Genomic DNA, 18,160 nt, shown 5'->3' on the forward strand with positions numbered 1-18,160 from the left:
AGCAAGTTTAATTAATGGAAACATCTTGTTGCTGTGCTCCTCGTGAGCATAAAGGGTCAAAACTTTTAACTTCTTAGCAAGTTTAATTAATGGAAACGATCTCTTGGAGATCGGCTGTTTCTAGGTTGCCGAGTTCGCCTTTTAACTTCTTAGCAAGTTTAATTAATGGAAACAGTTATCGGCAATCAGAGTTGCGTCCGCAAGGGCGGCTTTTAACTTCTTAGCAAGTTTAATTAATGGAAACCGTCCAGACCCGTTGGCAGTGTTGACGTTCAACATACCACCGGTCTTTTAACTTCTTAGCAAGTTTAATTAATGGAAACAGAGCGCATTTCCCGGGTTGTAGGTTAAAATGGCTATTTGCCTTTTAACTTCTTAGCAAGTTTAATTAATGGAAACCAGCTGGATGTCAACTACTGTTACTGTTACGGTTTGGGTTACTTTTAACTTCTTAGCAAGTTTAATTAATGGAAACGTCACTATTCGTGACTGTACTATTGTTTGAAACTCTTCTTCTTTTAACTTCTTAGCAAGTTTAATTAATGGAAACATTTTGGTCCAGACGTTGTTTTCATCTATTTTTATGGCCAACTTTTTACTTCTTAGCAAGTTTAATTAATGGAAACGGATAACTGTTAACAATTGCTGTCTTGGTAACAACGTCACTTTTAACTTCTTAGCAAGTTTAATTAATGGAAACAAGGATGCCCCGAACACCACCGAAAAGGCCCAGGTTAATAATATCTTTTAACTTCTTAGCAAGTTTAATTAATGGAAACGTTTGCTTCTGATAAGTAATTCTACAACCGGGTACTGGATTCTTTTAACTTCTTAGCAAGTTTAATTAATGGAAACCAAAAATAAGAACCAGTAATTAGCACCTAAAGAACAAATCTTTTAACTTCTTAGCAAGTTTAATTAATGGAAACCATAAACACGATCTCCTTGGGTGATGTGTTAGATTTCTTCTTTTAACTTCTTAGCAAGTTTAATTAATGGAAACACCCACCCAGGACTGATCCTACGGCCACACAAGAAAAAATCTTTTAACTTCTTAGCAAGTTTAATTAATGGAAACTTTGTCCTAAAAACGATGAACCTTGCTTAACCCAACTTTTAACTTCTTAGCAAGTTTAATTAATGGAAACCATTTTTGTTGCCGAGTAAGGAAAAAATCTTGAGGACTTTTAACATCTTAGCAAGTTTAATTAATGGAAACTTTTGCTTACAGCCTCCTACTGTTTGCAGGCTTTTACTCTTTTAACTTCTTAGCAAGTTTAATTAATGGAAACCCCTCATCGAGGGCTTTCTGGTTTTGCATTTGGGCCACAACTTTTAACTTCTTAGCAAGTTTAATTAATGGAAACTCTAAAGCAGCTAGCCGGTTCAAAATGTTGTCCAACTCCGATTGCCTTTTAACTTCTTAGCAAGTTTAATTAATGGAAACGTTGCACTGGTGCTGCATCTTGCCCATCGGCGGGAGGTTCTTTTAACTTCTTAGCAAGTTTAATTAATGGAAACCATCAGATACAACGCAAGATCGCTGGCATTCACGCCTTGCTTTTAACTTCTTAGCAAGTTTAATTAATGGAAACTCCAAAAATTGGCGGTACGGTCCCAATTCTTCAGACTTTTAACTTCTTAGCAAGTTTAATTAATGGAAACAAAGGCAACCGTCCATCTTGCGATGGATTTGGGAATAGCAAGAAACTTCTTTTAACTTCTTAGCAAGTTTAATTAATGGAAACACCCACGGGAAATACTTCCAGTATTTTATTGGTCTTCTTTTAACTTCTTAGCAAGTTTAATTAATGGAAACTGCAGCAGGAGGATGGTTTGATCCCTTGTTTGCAACTTTTAACTTCTTAGCAAGTTTAATTAATGGAAACAGACAGAATCGTTCCCTTTCCCTCCTCGACAGCTTTTAACTTCTTAGCAAGTTTAATTAATGGAAACAAATCCTAGGGTTTCGTAACCCACTAGAGTCACCCTGGCCTTTTAACTTCTTAGCAAGTTTAATTAATGTGAAGCTAACGATTAGTGAATAAAAAATCTCCTACTTTAATTTTCTAAGGAGATTTTTTTACTAATAAAGGTGAGAGATAAGATTTTGTTTTTTCTAGATTACATAATATTGTGGAGGGGGTTCAGGGTGTTTGCTACCGATAGTTAAAGTTTTTGAGGTAGCATCTTTTGAGAGCCAATAAAATCTAACATTATCTTCTTCTGGTTTAACTTTTTTTTTGACTTTTTCATAAAGTTCTCGCATTTCCGCTAAAGATAAAAAGCACTCAAACACAGAAAACTGTACTCTTTTACCGTATCCTTCCAGAAAGTTAGATAATTTAGTGCGTCTTTTATTGTCAGGAATATCGTAAACAATTAATACTAACATTAGGAGGCTCGAAAGAAAGGTTCATAGGCTATAGATGACAGCAAGCTACGTTTATACAGCCGAATTTGTAATTGAATGGCTTCTCGGTAAGAAATCTGAGATGAAATTTGAGAGTGGGTAACTTTTTCAGTCATTCGCTTCTCAAATTGATTCAGGAATAGTCGTCTCCCCTGTTCAGTTAAATAGATTCCTGGCTTTTCAGTTAGAGATTCAAAATCTTTAGATTTTAGGATAGATTGGTTAAATAAAGTTAACATTAAACTATCAACAATGGGCGACCGAAATTCTTCCATTAAATCGAAAGCTAAATAAGGTTTTTTCTTTTCACCATAATGAAAGTTACCCAAATAAGGAGAAAGACCTTCAGTAATAATTAAACTGAGAACATTGTTAAATAAAAGAGTGTAGCCAAAGCTTAAAAGAGCATTGACTGGATCAGTTGGAGGTTGACGATGACGTTGAGAAAAATTAAAATCTGGGTTGATTATTAATTGTCCCAAAGCGGAAAAATAGCGAGCAGCACTAATCCCTTCGTAACCTCGTAAACTGTCAATATTATCTACCAACTTTAAAGCTTCAAGATCGGTATTAATCCCTAAAATTGCCTGTTCAATGTCTAAAATATTGCGCTGACGATTTAATCTTAGTAATAACTGTTTAGAATTGATTAACTTGCCTCGAACAATAGCTTTGGATGTATTCAATTGAAATTGACGATCATTCTGGTGTTGAAACTGTAGTAATTCCACATTCAAATTAGATCCTTCTTTACTCCAAAGGTGTCCTTTATATCGCCCAGAAAGACTGAGGAACAAGACAGTAATTCGTGATTCTAAACAGGTAGCGATCGCTGGAGTAGATAAATTAATATTGCCAAACAGAAGAATTCTTTCCACATCTCGAATGGGGACTTCTATTTTATCCTTGTCTGGTACATGAATAAGAAACCGAAACTGTTCTTTTAACAAGCTTGTTCCCTGTTCTAGTAAATATAATGTAGCCATTGTCTGATTCCAAACATTTTTTTGAGAACGTGGCGCAACTTGTATTTGTTGTTGCTTTGGATTGGAAGTATTAGTGAGGGTTTTAATTTCCACAGAAGACATGATTAATTGCCGAGATATTTCTTCTTTTTCTGATTGTAACTTTTCTGCGTCTGAACTTTTTTTTTTCCAGTTGATAAATATTCGCTGACTCTCTGTGTTTCCCGATCTCCTTGTTTTTTCTTGGGTTTATCTACAGGAAAAATAGCATTTTCTAAAAAGCCATGACCTAAAAAACAAAACCCGTGTTCAAAGTCAGTAATTTGGGTTTTATCACGATTAATATTGAGCTTAAGAGAATGAAGTAGATCAACAACTTCCGAGTAAGCTTGTCTAATTCTTTCTTGAGTACGAGCTAAAATTAAAAAATCATCTGCATAGCGTACTAATTTAATATCCGAATTAGCAATAGTGTGATCAAATTTATCTAAATAGATATTAGCAAGCAAAGGAGAAATAACCGAGCCTTGAGGTATTCCTTTCTTTGGTAATTTCAATCCTTGCTCGCTTAATATGCCTGAAGAAATCCAAGCTTTGATCAGACATAAAATACCAGGGTGATCGATATATTGACGTAATTGGACAAGCAATATCTGATGATCGATATTATCGAAATACTGAACGATGTCTGCATCTAACACCCATCGATATCCGAGATCACGCCAATCAGCGACTTTTTCTACCGCCTGAATATAAGATAGATTAGGACGATAAGCAAAACTACAAGGAGAAAAATGAGGTTCAACCAGAGGAGAAAGCACATTTAAAAGAGCTTGTTGAACAATTCGTTCTCTAACGGTTGGAATTCTTAATTCTCGCCATTTACCTCCTTCTTTAGGAATTTTGACTTGTTTGTAAGGGTGAGGGCAATAAGTGCTATTAGCGACTGCTTCTCTTAATTGAACAAGATTAAAATCTTGATTTTGAGCAAAATCATCAATGGTTTCAGCGTCAACTCCCGCACAACCGTTATTTTCTTTGACTTTCAACCAAGCTTGTTGGAAGTTAGACAAATTGAGAAAGTCGTTAACGATGGTTATCATCAGGCAAATCCCAAGAAAAATAGAATCAAGATAATTCTATAAATCTCTCGGAATGACCTCTTTCCCTAATCAATGCCTTCCTTATTCGGATAGAGACTGGAGTTTAGAATAAAGCCACTCAAGAGTAAGCTAGGTAAGGACTTGAGAAATTGAAGACTCTTCTAGGTTGTGTGTGAGGATGGTATAATAATAATACAGAACAGGAGGTGGGTTATCTGGATAAATTTTAATCAACTCCTCAATTTATCAAATGTAACAGGTTCTTCGGTTTGTGGTATGCAATGGGGGAGAGTTATAAGAGATAGAACTCTTATAGAGAAAGATATTTAGCGATTTTTGTTTTGTCAATTGTTTTTATCTAGAGCGAACTAATCAATTAAGTCTGTTGCCAGATAAGGATTTAGTCAATTTATGCCCTCTGATCGAATCATACCAAGTAACGAAGAACCATATTTCTGAAACAGTTGAGGTTATTAGTAAAGCCAGACCCGTTTACATCAACGAGGCATAACATCGTTGAGAGAGAGTTGAAGATCGGGAAAAATAGGAGAGGAAATCAGTTCTCCCAAACGGTATTGTTGTTGCCGATAAACTTCATCAAGTAGTTGGCAGACGGTAAAAGTGGGTTGTTTGGGTTTGCCGATAAAGGCAATTCCTCCTAATCCGCGATAATCGACGATCCAATATTCAGGAATTCCAAAAAGCGCGTATTCTTCCACCTTACGAGCGTAATCGGTCTCCCAATTGCTACTGACCACCTCGACAACTAATTGAATCGATCGGGGTAGGGTAATTACAGGTTCTTTGTCCCATAGGGGTTCTAGGGCGAGAACGGTCTCATCGAGAACGACAACATCGGGACGACGAGCCGTGGCCGCATCGGTAAAAGGGCGGATCAGACAGGTTCGGGGAATGAACCAAGGTTTTCGCGCTTTAATTAAAGCCATACCGATGTGGGTCGCTATTTTACCGCTAACCGTTTCATGCGGCCCGGTCGGTTCCATATCGATTAATTCTCCATCGGCTAATTCATAGCGAAATTCATTGCCATATTTTTGCAAAAAATCCTCGAATATCAGAGGTTTTTGGGATAGGTAAGTCATCTGCACTCCCGATGGCAAAGCCCCTCAAAATAACGATTTGTAATTAGTTGAATTATATCCCAATTTTCAAGTCAATTTTAGCATCGGCGGGCATCCCGGGTTTAGCGTAGGTTTCCGACTGATCGATCGCTAATCTGACACCAAACACTTGCCGGACGCGATCTTTTTGGAAGTAAATATTTTCGGGAGTAAAGGCAGCTTTTAGATCGATCGCACTAACTTTAGCAGCTAAGGGGCGATCGGGATCGGAGTCGAGAAATACCTGTGCTGGTTTGCCCACATAAATTTTGCCGATGTCCCCTTCTGGTATATAGGCGCGCAGATAGATCGATTGGGGATCGATGACGGTGAGCAGGGTTTTCCCACTGGTAACTACGGCCCCCGGTTGCAAGGGACGATCCTGAACGATGCCATTAATCGGGCTTTTTACCTGCATGGAGTCGAGACGTTTTTGTAATTGTTGTTGATTAGCGATCGCCGCTTGTAAATTTGCCCGGGCCATGGCTAATCGGGCCTTAGCTTGTTCTTTTTGTTGTTGGTAAGCACTTAACTGATTACTGCGAATGACGGAATTAAGGGCTGTGGAACGGGTTTGGGCTAAATTTCCCTGGGCTGCTCGCAGTTGCTGCCTGGCAGTGTTAACGGCGGCTTGTCGTGCCACGAGAGTCGCTTTAGCGGTGTCTAAGTCTGCTTTGGCCGCGTCGGCATCGGTACGGGTGCGATCGAATTGTTGCTGGCTAACTACTCCTTGCCTAAATAGTTGATCGTAACGTTCTCGATCGGCTAAAGCCAGTTTTAATTGGGCTTCTGCCCTGATTATTGCCGCTTCTGCCTGTTTTACCTCCGCTTTGGCCTGTTCTACTGCCGCTTGACCGGCAGCAACGTTGGCGCTCGCTTGGCTAACTCGTCCGGAGGAGTCTTCTTTTGCTTGCACTAAGTTCGCTGCCGCTTCTTGAATGCGACTTTCGGCCACGCTAATATCTAACAATGCTTGTGCTTCCGCTTGTCGGGCGGCGTGAACAGACGCGATCGCTGCTTGCAGTTGTTGATTAACTTCCTCATCGACGATTACTGCGATCACTTGTCCTGCTTTGACTCGATCGCCCTCCCGGACTAAAATTTGATCTACTCGTCCGCCAGTTTTTGCCCCGATATCAGTTTCGTCTGCTTCAATCCTGCCACTGACATTGAGTACCGTAGCTGGGGGGACAGGGGCAAAATGTCGCCAACCGAGATAACCGGCGGCAATCACAACAGCTAGGGGCAACAGCAACCGCGGGTTGAATTGCCGTTTTTCCGGGGCTACCGGCAAGTTAGGAACGGGGTGCGATCGAGCCATTACCTTTATCTCTCAAATTTGGCCAAGGTTGATACTTCGATCTTAAACGATAACTAGGGGCGCAATTTTTGAGAACTTATAGCGTTTCCCAATCTCATGAGGTACACCAAAATCTTAACTCCTCACTCCTGACTTGTCAAAACCTAAGACTCTGTACCTCACAACTATGGGAATTGCTATATAAGTAGTCGTGGACAATTAATTTCCTAGTTGAGACAGGAGACCTTTCAGTTATCAGTAAACAGTGATCAGTGAATTGAAAACTCACATCTGATAACTGGTAACTGATCAATGAAACTGATTCAAGGCTTACGGCTAACAGATCAGAACTATAATCAATTTTGCTTAGGTAGTAAAATTAACTAGCAAAATACCAATTTTTCATAGTATTTGAGATGCGCTTATCCCGATCTCATCTGTAATAATGGGATCAATTAGTTTTTCTTGGCATCGGCTTAAACCTCGTCTATTTTCCCTAGAAAATCTTGCCGATAAAATTACTAACTAACTACTTTTCTAATCAAGGTTTAAGGTTAAGAGTGATTAAAGCAAGCTTAACCAATTCTTAACCAAAAAAAACTAAAATATTTCTAGATTTAAAAGTAATATTTGTGCCTTAAAATATATTTTGAAGAAAGTTCAACTTTCGCAATTGTGCAGAATTCTTCAACCAGAAAACTTATGATATTCTCAACTGCTACCCTAACTCGTGTGTGTGCTGTCTCCTTCGCCACGGCAGCGGCCTTAGCAGGGACGATGGGAGAAGCCTTCGCCCAAACCCTGAACGGTGCAGGAGCATCATTTCCTGCGCCCCTATACCAGCGTTATTTTGCCGACTATAAAAACGCCACCGGTGTCACCGTTAACTATAATTCCGTCGGTAGCGGTGCTGGTATTCGGCAATTTATCGCCGGAACCGTCGATTTTGGGGCTTCCGATGTGGCTCCTTCCTCCTCGGAAAAAAGCCAGATGAAAAACGGTTTACTGCTAGTTCCCACCGCTGGAGGAGCCGTCGCCGTGGTTTATAATCTGCCGGGGGTAAATAACCTGCAAATTTCCCGGGCTAACCTGGGTAAAATCTTCAGTGGTGAGATCACCAACTGGAAACAAGTAGATCCGAAACTGCCCGACCGACCGATTAAAGTAGTGGTTAGGGCTGATGGTAGCGGTACTACCGAGATTTTCACCTCTCACCTGAGCGCTATTAGTCCTTCTTTCAAAAGTAAAGTGGGAACCAGCAAAGAACCTAACTGGGGTTTTACCGTTCTCAAAGGACCGAAAAATGATGGTGTGGCGGCCCTGGTTAAACAAACAGAAGGCTCGATCGGTTACGTTCAAGATACCTTTGCCCGCAAAAACGAAGGGGCAACCATGAGAACCGCCAGAATTCAAAATAAAGCCGGTCAATTTGTCGAACCCAGTCTCGCTCAAGCTAACAAGGCGATGGAAGGGGTGAAATTTAACGCTGATTTTACCGCTAATGTAGATGATCCGAGCAATGGCTATCCGATCGTCGGGATTACTTGGTTATTAGTACCGAGAGACTATGCTGATAACAAAAAAGCGGCGGAAATTAAAAGACTGTTGACTTGGATTCTGACCACTGGTCAAGGAATCAACAATCAATTGGAATTTACCCGGATTCCTCAATCGGTGACTGAAAAAGTTTTAGCCGAAGTTAACAAAATTAAATAAATAGGGTTTGCTGAATAAATGTGAAATGTAGGCAAGGTAAGGGTTTTGTGGCTTTACGAGCGAAACAGGTGCAAATTTTGAGAGAATCGCCGTTCAAAACCTTGCGTCTTCATCGGCCCGCGTCCTGTAGGGGCGAAGCATTCGGGCAATAACCTATCGGTGAAACCGGAGATTTTCTAACCGAATGCTTCGCCCGTACTTTTTGCCGCAAACCCTAAATACTTTTGTATTAGTTTGGGATTGATTGTCACCACTTTCCAGTAAGATGGAAAAAGTTACCGGTTCAGTCCATAACTAATAACTGCAAGTATTTCTTTTCTCTGGGCTGAACATTGTTCAGCCCCTACAGTTGCGTTTTCAACAACTGATAACTGGTAATTGCTGTCTACCTTATGGCCAATTTTTCTGAACCCGTCGAGTCTTTTGATCTCTCGGCAGCCAATCTTAACGAAAACCCCGGCACTGCCGGTTTATTTGATCGCATTTTTACAATCCTAGTCTGGATTTGTGCCGCCTCCGGTTTAATTTTTCTGCTCTGGATGGCCTGGATTGTTTTTCAGGATGCGCGACCGGCGATCAATGAATTCGGTCTGGGATTTCTCTGGGGAACCACTTGGGATGTTAACGTCCTCAAATTTGGTGGTTTACCCTTTATTTTCGGTTCTGTTGTTTCCTCGATTCTGGCTCTTTTATTAGCCATTCCCCTCAGTGTCGCCGTTGCTTTAAGCACTAGCGAGAATTATTTGCCGGCAAGTGTCCGTTATCCCATCGGTTTTCTAGTGGAATTAATTGCCTCGATTCCCAGTGTAATTATTGGTTTATGGGGGATTTTCGTGCTAATTCCCGTGCTTAAACCCTTGCAAGAATGGTTATTTCAAAATCTTGCTTGGTTCCCCTTGTTTAATACCCAACCTTTGGGACCAAGTATGCTGATCGCCGGTGTGATCCTGGCCATCATGATTGTGCCGACCATTTCCGCTATCAGTCGCGATGTCTTGCTTACCGTCCCCCCCGAATTACGCAGCGCCTCCATGGCCCTAGGTGCCACTCGTTGGGAAACCATCTGGCGCGTGCTGTTGCCGGCGGCCAGTTCTGGCATTATCGGGGCGATTATCCTCGGTTTAGGGCGTGCTTTAGGGGAAACCATGGCGGTGGCCATGGTAATCGGTAACTCCTCGATTATTACTCCCTCCCTCTTGGCCCCCGGTTACACTATTCCCGCTGTACTAGCTAATACCTTCCCAGAAGCTTTTGAAAAAGTCCATATCGGAGCCTTGATGTATCTAGCTTTGATTCTATTTTTTATTACCTTAGCCGTCAATAGTGTAGCGGCTTTATTAGTACAATTTATCAACCGCAATCGTTAATTTTATGACTCAAGGAGCTTTTCCCGAAGAAGATTTACAGCAACCCCTGTCACCCTGGCGACATTTTTTTACCAACGGTCTCACGGGTTTAGCGATCGCTCTTAGTGCCATCGCTATTCTGCCTTTATTCGCCATCCTCTTTCAAATTGTCAAAGAAGGTTTACCCGGATTCAATTGGCAAGTTTTCACCTCTTTACCCGCCCCAGTTGGCTCTGATCCCAGTGTTCCCAACGGTTTTGCCAATGCGATCGTCGGGACTTTAACCATGGTCGGTTTAGCATCCCTGGGCAGCATACCTCTGGGGATTCTCACCGGGGTTTTCCTCTCGGAATTCGCTCGGGGTTCGAAAATTGGCGGCATTCTGCGCTTTGCGATCGTGGTGTTGAGTAGTACCCCTTCCGTCATCGTCGGGGTGTTTTCCTTCGGGGTTTTGGTCTTAACTACCAAACAATTTTCCGCCGTGGCGGGGGCCTTTGCTTTGGGGGTGATCATGTTGCCCATCGTCGCTTTAACCACGGAAGAGTCCCTAAAACTAATACCTATGTCCTACCGTCTCGGTTCCTCCGCTTTGGGGGGTTCCCGTTTCGATACGGTATTTCGCATTGTCCTACCAGCAGCGATCGCACCGATTATGACCGGGATATTATTAGCGGTGGCCCGGGCCGCTGGAGAAACCGCTCCCTTAATGTTTACGGCTTTATTTAGTCAATTTTGGCAAGAAAGTCTTTGGTCGCCCACACCGGCTTTAACGGTGTTGATTTATAACTACGCTAGTTCCCCCTTTCCTGAACAAAATTCCTTGGCTTGGACAGCTTCTTTAGTCCTAATTATCTTAGTTTTAATTACTAGCCTTCTCTCCCGTTTTGTTACTCGTAAACGCTCAAATTAAGCATTTTTCTGATGATCGATTCCTCTCTCATGAACACTCCTACTTCTCTAGCTAATTCGGCGATCGAAGTCGAAAATCTTAGCTTTTTCTACGGTAGTAAAAAAGCCCTGGAAGGGGTTTCTTTAGAAATCCCGCAAAGGCAAGTAACCGCCATGATCGGCCCCTCTGGTTGTGGTAAATCTACTCTCTTAAAAGCCCTCAATCGCATCGGGGAATTAGAGGGGCAAGTGACAGTTAAGGGCAAAGTTAGGTTTTTTGGCCAGGATATCTACGCCCCCAAAGTTAACCTTCATACCTTACGGCGACAGGTGGGTATGGTGTTTCAGCGTCCTAACCCTTTTCCCGCTAGTATTTACGATAATATTGCCTACGGTATTAGAATTTATCGTTCCGCTAGTCGCAGTGAATTAGATGGGATTGTGGAATCAGCTTTAAAAGGAGCTGCTCTTTGGAATGAAGTTAAAGATCTGTTGAATAAATCCGCTTTAGGATTATCGGGAGGACAACAACAAAGATTGTGTATTGCTCGCGCTTTGGCGGTAAAACCAAAAGTATTATTAATGGATGAACCTTGTTCCGCTTTAGACCCCCTTTCTACCCTCAAAGTCGAGGAATTAATCCATGAATTGAAGCAACAATACACGATCGTCATTGTCACCCATAATATGCAACAGGCCTCTAGGGTATCCGATCGCACGGCCTTTTTTAATACCGATGAAAGCCGCGTCGGTCATTTGGTGGAATGTGATGCCACCCAGAAAATTTTCACCGATGCAGTTAATCAACAAACTCGCGATTATGTAGCCGGTAGATTCGGTTAATTTGTCTTGTCAGGAGATAGGAGACAGCTATCCGTGATCAGTTATCAGTGATCATATGTGAGTTTTCAGTTCACTGATTACTGTTTACTGTTTACTGATAACTGAAAAGTCTCCCCCCTAAACCATAACGCTGCCCGATTTTGCTAGGATAAGAAATGTAACAAGAATCTTTCTCAACAGTCGGATAATTCATGGGCAACGATACCATCACCTTACTCTCTCCCCGGGAAATTGAAAAAATGCGCCGAGCCGGACGATTAGCGGCTAAACTGTTAGACCATCTGGCCGATATGGTTAAACCGGGGGTAAGTACCCTAGAAATCAATGACGAGGCAGAACGTTGGACTCGCGCCCATGGAGCCAAAAGTGCGCCCCTAGGATACCATGGCTTTCCTAAGTCCATCTGTACTAGCATTAACGAGGTTATCTGTCACGGCATCCCCAGCGCCGATCAAATCCTCAAAGACGGCGATATTATTAACATCGATGTCACCCCGATTTTAGAAGGTTATCACGGCGATACCTCGCAGACTTTCTTTGTCGGTACTCCCTCCCCCCTGGCCAAAAAGTTAGTGGAAGTTACCAGAGAATGTCTGCAAAGAGGCATAGATGCAGTGCAGCCGGGGGGTAAAATCGGCGATATCGGCGCGGCTATCCAAGAATATGCCGAAGGACAAGGATTTTCGGTGGTTAGAGATTTTGTCGGTCATGGTATCAGTAATGTTTTTCACACCGGTCCGCAGGTTCCCCACTACGGCACTCGTGGCAAGGGCAAAAAAATTCGCCCCGGCATGGTATTCACCATTGAACCAATGATTAATGAGGGAACCTGGCAACATATTGTCTTAAAAGACGGTTGGACTGCTATTACTAAAGATGGTAAACTTTCGGCCCAATTTGAACACACCATCGCCGTCACCGAAACCGGTGTCGAAATTCTCACTTTATCCGATTAAATTTAGGGAACGGGGAACAGGGGATAGGGAATGGGAGAATGGGGAAATAGGGAAGTTTCAACTAATACCCCAAAACCCTAAAACCCTAAAACCCCATCACCCCTCTCCCTTCTCCCCCCGCAACGCGCACGAAGTGGTCTCCTCACTTCCCCACTTCCCACTAATAACTGATAACTGATAACTGATAACTGAATATATGCAGTATCGTCGTTTCGGTCGCACTAATCTACAAATGCCAGTGTTTTCCTGTGGGGGAATGCGCTATCAATTTCAGTGGCAGGATGTGCCGATGTCGCAAATTCCCGACGAGAATCAAGGCAATTTAGAGGCAATCATTAATAAATCTCTGGAAGTGGGGATTAATCACATCGAAACCGCTAGGGGTTACGGCACTTCCGAGATGCAATTGGGCAAAATTTTGCCGCAACTACCGAGGGATAAGATTATCGTGCAGACGAAAGTTTCTCCTAGTCAAGATGTGCGGGAATTTAGCCGTAAATTTGAGCAATCCCTGCAATTTTTACGGTTAGATTATGTGGATTTGTTGGGCATCCATGGCATCAACACGGCTGAAATTCTCGATGACACTATGGCCGAGGGCGGTTGTTGGCAAGAGGCGAAAAAATTACAGCAACAGGGAAAAGTTCGTTTTATCGGTTTCTCGACCCATGCACCAACTGATGTAATTGTCAAGACTATTGCAACAAATTGTTACGATTACCTCAATTTGCACTGGTACTATATTTTTCAGAATAACTGGCTGGCGATAAAAGCGGCAAAACAGCACGATATGGGGGTTTTTATCATTAGTCCCGCCGATAAGGGCGGCCATCTCTACAATCCTCCCCCTAAGCTCGTGGCTCTCTGTTTTCCTCTCAGTCCTATGGTTTTTAATAATCTATTCTGTCTCAGTCATCCGACCGTCCATACCCTTAGTATCGGTGCTGCGCAAGCCAGAGATTTTGATGAACACCTGAAAACTTTACCCTTACTCGATCGAGCCGAGGAGATTTTACCGCCAATTATCGAGAGATTGCAAGGGGAAATGATCAACTGTTTAGGCGATAATTGGGTGAAAACTTGGTCTGTGGGTTTACCTAGCTGGGAAAATACCCCCAATCACATCAATATTCGTTCTATCCTCTGGTTACGCAATCTCGCTATCGCCTACGATATGATTGACTTTGCCAAGGCCAGATACAATCTCTTGGGGAATGGGGGTCACTGGTTCCCCGGTCAACAGGCAAAAGAGGTGGAAAAACTCGATTTAACTGCCTGTTTAGCCGCTAGTCCCCACGCTGATCAAATTCCCTATCTTCTCGCCGAAACTCATCGATTATTGTCGGGAGAGACCGTACAACGCTTAAGCAGTAGTTAGTTAAAATTCGATGCCGGGTTGCGCTTTCACTCCCTGTTGACGAAAGGGATGTTTAATTAACTTCATTTCCGTGACTAAATCCGCTATCTCGATTAATTCGGGTAAAGCTCCTCTACCAGTGAGAATAACGTGAGAATTAGCGGGTTTTCGGGCTAAACCAGCGATAACTTCCTGAATATCCAGATAACCGAATTTAAGGGCGATATTGATCTCATCGAGTAAAATTAATTGATATTGGGGATTTTCGAGAAAAGTGAGGGCTTTTTGCCATGCTTCTTCGGCTTTCTCTATATCTCTTTCTCTATCTTGGGTTTCCCAGGTGAAACCTTCCCCCATAGCATAAAACTCGATTTGTTCCCCCCAAACACTAAAAATCTTTTGTTCGGCAGGTTCCCAAGCACCTTTGATGAATTGTACCACCGCCACTTTGTAACCATGACCGAGGGAACGTAAAACCATACCGAGGGCTGCCGTGGTTTTTCCCTTGCCATCGCCGGTATTAACGATAATTAAACCTTTTTCAGCGATTTTTTCAGCTAAACGTTCCTCTTGGATGACCTTGCGGCGCTGCATTTTTTCTTTGTATTGTTCGGGAGTGAGTTGCATTCAAGTCTGTCCAGTCAAATCAAGATAATTGTAACTCAAGGGGTTATCGATCGCTGTTTGCAGATTTTAGCTGGCTAAATTGTCTGGGGGTTGATGCCTAATTCTCGTAATTTTGCCGCTAATCTTTCCTTAGCTTGTCGTTCTTGTTCTTTTTCTAAAAGAGCCTGTTCTTTTGCCTGTTGTTCCTGTTCTTTTTCTAAAAGAGCCTGTTCTTTTTCTAAAAGAGCCTGTTCTTTTCCCTGTCGTTCTTGTTCCTTTTCTAAAAGAGCCTGTTCTTTTCCCTGTCGTTCTTGTTCCTTTTCTAAAAGAGCCTGTTCCTTTGCTTGTCTTTGCTGTAATTCAGCTTCTTGGGGAGTGGGAACCAATTGACCATCGGCGGTAAAATAACGCAGTTTACGCTCAAATATGCCTAAATATAATCCTAACTGTTCACTCCATAGATAACCCCGGTCATTGGCAGAAATAGCTTGATATTGTCCCTCAAGTATCGTAAATCCTTGCAATTCTAAGGTATTAGGATCGAACCAAAAATAATTAGGAGTGCGAAAAGTATTTTGGTAGAGAATTTTCTTTTTAGTGCGGTCAATATTGGCCGTAGAATCGGAAAGAATCTCGACGATTACATTGGGATATTTTCCCTGTTCTCCCCAAACCACCCAACTTTTGCGGGGACGTTTTTCTGTATCTAAAACCACAAAAAAATCTGGACCACAGAAATCGCGCTTTTTCAGTTGTTCTTCGTTATAGTAGATAGTCAGATTACCGGAAGCGTAGTAATCGTTTTTCTCTTGCCATAACAATTCTAGACAACTGAGAAGAATTATGATCTGTTGCAGGTGTAAATCACTTTCCAAGGGTGGTTCATCACTCCATAAATCGGTGGGGGGACAGGTAACTTCTGGTAAAATGTCGAGAGTTGTCATAGTTTTTCCCCTGGCTGGGACATTGATCTAATTATAACAGCTATGAGCAATTATCAATTATGAATGTAGTAGGGTGCGCCCTTCCACGCGACGCTGCATTTTTTCTTTGTATTGTTCGGGAGTGAGTTGCATTCAAGTCTGTCCAGTCAAATCAAGATAATTGTAACTCCAGGGGTTATTGATCGCTGTTTGCAGATTTTAACTGGCTAAATTGTCTGGGGGTTGATGCCTAATTCTCGTAATTTTGCCGCTAATCTTTCCTTAGCTTGTCGTTCTTGTTCTTTTTCTAAAAGAGCCTGTTCTTTTTCTAAAAGAGCCTGTTCTTTTGCCTGTCGTTCCTGTTCCTTTTCTAAAAGAATCTGTTCCTTTGCTTGTCTTTGCTGTAATTCAGCTTCTTGGGGAGTGGGAACCAGTTGACCATCGACGGTAAAATAACGCAGTTTACGCTCAAAATTGTGCTTTTTTGCAGTTTTTCGCTCTTTCTATGATGACTGATTGTTGGTAAACCCTTTCTTGTTGGCTTTGATGTCTGGCTTACCTTGTTCTCCTTTGAGACGGTTGTTTTCGTCTTTTAACTGTTGATTTTCTGCTCGTAATTCTTTGACTTCTGCTTGTAGTTGCTCTATTAAGTTCAGTAATATTTCTACTGTCCGACGCATTGATTCGTCTGCAATCCCTTTTGGCTCGATGGTTTGCAGTATCTCTTCTCCTGATTTCTTGCTCGAATCTAGTTTTTGCGTCATGTGTCATATTCTATTATATTGCGTGTCCCTTGCTTACCTTTTTTTCTCTACTACCCCTACTTATTGAGCGGATACTGCGATTCATCTCCCGTTAACCGCCATGCGGTTTAACGGGAGTCCTCTCGCTCCATTGAGATAGACTAGATCCTACCGTCAACCTTTGATCAAGCTGTTGGGATACAATCCAGCAAGGACAAGAGAGCCTGTTTACAAAACCGATCAATCGCTTTAGGTGGTGTACTCGGCGTTAATTTTGACGTAATCGTAACTAAGATCGCAACCCCAGGCCGTACCCGTTCCCGAACCGTTACCGATACAGATAGACATTAAAACGGTATCTTCTCGTAAATAAGCCCCGCTTGCTGCCGCTTTCAGGTAATTACTGGCACTAGCTCGATCGAACGCCAGAGGTTGCCCATTTTCCATCATCACGAAGTCGCCTAACTTAATTTGCAGATCCTCTTGATGGAAGACTATCCCGGCCCGGCCCGCCGCCGCCGCAATTCGTCCCCAGTTAGGATCTCGACCGAAAACCGCCGATTTTACTAAGGAAGAACCGGCAATGGTGCGAGCAATCTGACGAGCGGACTGATCATCGGCCGTCCCCGAAACCCGCACTTCCATTAAACAGGTGGCCCCTTCCCCATCCCTGGCGATCGCTTTCGCCAAGTATTGACAAACTTCCGTTAACATGGCCTCTAACTTTTGGGCATCCCGGCCCATTTCTGTGATGGCTGTGGTGCGCGATTGACCGTTAGCCAAGGCGATCAGACTGTCATTGGTACTGGTGTCCCCATCCACCGTGATCTGATTAAAACTTTTATTGGCCGCCCGACTTAACATATTTTGCCAGAGAACCGTCGATACTGCGGCATCACAGGTGATAAAGGAGAGCATCGTCGCCATATTCGGGTGAATCATCCCCGATCCCTTGGCAATTCCCCCAATTGTGACCGGACGACCCTCGATAGTGGTTTGCAAGGCGATCGATTTGGGGACTAGATCCGTGGTCATAATCGCCCGGGCGGTGCTTTCGCCACCATTTTCCGACAATAAACCCGCTAAGGTCGGTAAAGCGGCGGTTAACGCATCCATGCGAATCCGTTGCCCGATGACTCCCGTAGAAGCCAGCAAAATTGCATCGGCGGGAATCCCTAAAACTTGGCTCAAGGCAGCGGCACTATCGAGGGCATCTTGCCACCCGGCTTCCCCCGTGGCGGCGTTTGCTTGGCCGGCATTACACAAAATCGCCCTGGCGCTGGCTTTAGTTTGTAGGCGTTGACGGCAATAATCGACGCAAGCGGCGCGCACTTGACTGGTGGTAAAAACTCCAGCGGCGATCGCTTCTGTTTCCGAGACAATGAGGGCTAAATCGGGCAAACCGGACGGTTTTAGCCCCGCGGCCATCCCTGCGGATTTAAATCCTTTTGGGGCGGTGATCCCCCCCTCTATTTCCTGCCAATCGGCCATTTTCTCCCGTCTCCCACTCAAATTCGACACTCGATTATAGCAATTGACATACTCCCACCGTCAAGCTACGCTGTGACGGGGGATTCTTGACCTATCACTATCGTAAATTCCGTGCTTCGACGAGACGGCTTAGATTCTCAATGTCTCCACTGAAAATCTTTCTTGCCGGACTCTCCCCCCCCCAACCCCCTAGGGCTGTTTCATTCTCCCATCAGAATATCAAAAGTAAAAGCGATCACTATCAGGTAAAATGATAAGTGACCAGCAACCTTTCAAATATATGTTGAGCTTAATAGAAAAACTGAAACAAGTCAAGGACTTTCGGAAAGATCAAGGAAAAAGACACCCTTTATGGATAGTATTAGTAGTAATAATACTAGGAACAATGC

Annotated in this window: 16 protein-coding genes, 1 pseudogene and 1 CRISPR repeat array; of the genes and pseudogenes, 7 read left to right on the forward strand and 10 right to left on the reverse strand. The window is 43.0% G+C overall.

Annotated features, from left to right (window positions below):
- Nucleotides 1-62 precede the first annotated feature (62 nt).
- A CRISPR array of direct repeats spans nt 63-2,030; the repeat unit is 35 nt; unit sequence CTTTTAACTTCTTAGCAAGTTTAATTAATGGAAAC.
- Nucleotides 2,031-2,119: 89 nt separating this feature from the next.
- The 5 genes from cas2 to IM500_RS17715 form a co-directional block, all read right to left on the reverse strand.
- Entirely contained in the window at nt 2,120-2,395 is a 276-nt protein-coding gene (cas2, locus tag IM500_RS17695) for a CRISPR-associated endonuclease Cas2 (RefSeq protein WP_002757558.1), read from the reverse strand.
- On the reverse strand, nt 2,395-3,399 hold the full coding sequence (gene cas1 / locus IM500_RS17700) for a CRISPR-associated endonuclease Cas1 (protein WP_287739190.1): 1,005 nt from the start codon (nt 3,397-3,399) through the stop codon (nt 2,395-2,397). Before cas1 ends, cas2 begins: the two co-directional genes overlap by 1 nt.
- Before the next feature lie 104 nt (nt 3,400-3,503).
- Complete coding sequence (ltrA, locus tag IM500_RS17705; RefSeq protein ID WP_287739192.1) at nt 3,504-4,481, reverse strand: group II intron reverse transcriptase/maturase; 978 nt, start codon at nt 4,479-4,481, stop codon at nt 3,504-3,506.
- A 497-nt stretch (nt 4,482-4,978) separates the two neighbouring features.
- Nucleotides 4,979-5,584, reverse strand: coding sequence for a Uma2 family endonuclease (locus IM500_RS17710; RefSeq protein ID WP_193959469.1), 606 nt, complete (start codon nt 5,582-5,584; stop codon nt 4,979-4,981).
- Between the two features lie 52 nt (nt 5,585-5,636).
- Entirely contained in the window at nt 5,637-6,923 is a 1,287-nt protein-coding gene (locus IM500_RS17715) for an HlyD family secretion protein (protein WP_287739199.1), read from the reverse strand.
- A 681-nt stretch (nt 6,924-7,604) separates the two neighbouring features.
- Between IM500_RS17715 and pstS the strand changes: the two genes are divergently transcribed.
- From pstS to IM500_RS17745, 6 genes are all read left to right on the forward strand, one after another.
- Nucleotides 7,605-8,618 (forward strand): phosphate ABC transporter substrate-binding protein PstS, encoded by a 1,014-nt coding sequence (pstS, locus tag IM500_RS17720; protein ID WP_190719104.1) that lies wholly within the window; start codon nt 7,605-7,607, stop codon nt 8,616-8,618.
- A 392-nt stretch (nt 8,619-9,010) separates the two neighbouring features.
- Complete coding sequence (gene pstC, locus IM500_RS17725) at nt 9,011-9,985, forward strand: phosphate ABC transporter permease subunit PstC (protein ID WP_190719107.1); 975 nt, start codon at nt 9,011-9,013, stop codon at nt 9,983-9,985.
- Nucleotides 9,986-9,989: 4 nt separating this feature from the next.
- Nucleotides 9,990-10,874, forward strand: coding sequence for a phosphate ABC transporter permease PstA (pstA, locus tag IM500_RS17730; protein WP_190719110.1), 885 nt, complete (start codon nt 9,990-9,992; stop codon nt 10,872-10,874).
- Nucleotides 10,875-10,885: 11 nt separating this feature from the next.
- The gene (gene pstB, locus IM500_RS17735; protein WP_190719112.1) at nt 10,886-11,695 is read left to right on the forward strand and encodes a phosphate ABC transporter ATP-binding protein PstB; all 810 of its coding nucleotides are present in this window, start codon (nt 10,886-10,888) and stop codon (nt 11,693-11,695) included.
- Nucleotides 11,696-11,886: 191 nt separating this feature from the next.
- The gene (gene map / locus IM500_RS17740) at nt 11,887-12,651 is read left to right on the forward strand and encodes a type I methionyl aminopeptidase (protein WP_002760006.1); all 765 of its coding nucleotides are present in this window, start codon (nt 11,887-11,889) and stop codon (nt 12,649-12,651) included.
- A 196-nt stretch (nt 12,652-12,847) separates the two neighbouring features.
- Nucleotides 12,848-14,029: an aldo/keto reductase gene (locus IM500_RS17745; RefSeq protein WP_190719115.1), complete on the forward strand. Its 1,182-nt coding sequence runs from the start codon at nt 12,848-12,850 to the stop codon at nt 14,027-14,029.
- Here IM500_RS17745 and cobO read toward each other — a convergent pair whose 3' ends face one another.
- From cobO to argJ, 5 genes and pseudogenes are all read right to left on the reverse strand, one after another.
- On the reverse strand, nt 14,030-14,635 hold the full coding sequence (cobO, locus tag IM500_RS17750; RefSeq protein WP_002760003.1) for a cob(I)yrinic acid a,c-diamide adenosyltransferase: 606 nt from the start codon (nt 14,633-14,635) through the stop codon (nt 14,030-14,032).
- A 74-nt stretch (nt 14,636-14,709) separates the two neighbouring features.
- Nucleotides 14,710-15,558 (reverse strand): Uma2 family endonuclease, encoded by an 849-nt coding sequence (locus IM500_RS17755; protein ID WP_190719118.1) that lies wholly within the window; start codon nt 15,556-15,558, stop codon nt 14,710-14,712.
- Nucleotides 15,559-15,764: 206 nt separating this feature from the next.
- Nucleotides 15,765-16,010, reverse strand: a pseudogene (locus tag IM500_RS17760) (Uma2 family endonuclease); the annotation flags it as partial.
- A gap of 30 nt (nt 16,011-16,040) precedes the next feature.
- Entirely contained in the window at nt 16,041-16,301 is a 261-nt protein-coding gene (locus IM500_RS17765; protein ID WP_242034516.1) for a hypothetical protein, read from the reverse strand.
- Nucleotides 16,302-16,529: 228 nt separating this feature from the next.
- Nucleotides 16,530-17,771, reverse strand: coding sequence for a bifunctional ornithine acetyltransferase/N-acetylglutamate synthase (gene argJ, locus IM500_RS17770; protein WP_190719121.1), 1,242 nt, complete (start codon nt 17,769-17,771; stop codon nt 16,530-16,532).
- Nucleotides 17,772-18,051: 280 nt separating this feature from the next.
- Here argJ and IM500_RS24845 point away from each other — a divergent pair.
- Nucleotides 18,052-18,160, forward strand: a 109-nt coding sequence (locus tag IM500_RS24845; RefSeq protein WP_502882363.1) for a transposase family protein, incomplete at its 3' end; no start/stop codon positions are given.

The sequence above is a fragment of the Microcystis sp. M179S2 genome (genome assembly GCF_020245805.1).
Classification (GTDB): domain Bacteria; phylum Cyanobacteriota; class Cyanobacteriia; order Cyanobacteriales; family Microcystaceae; genus Microcystis; species Microcystis aeruginosa.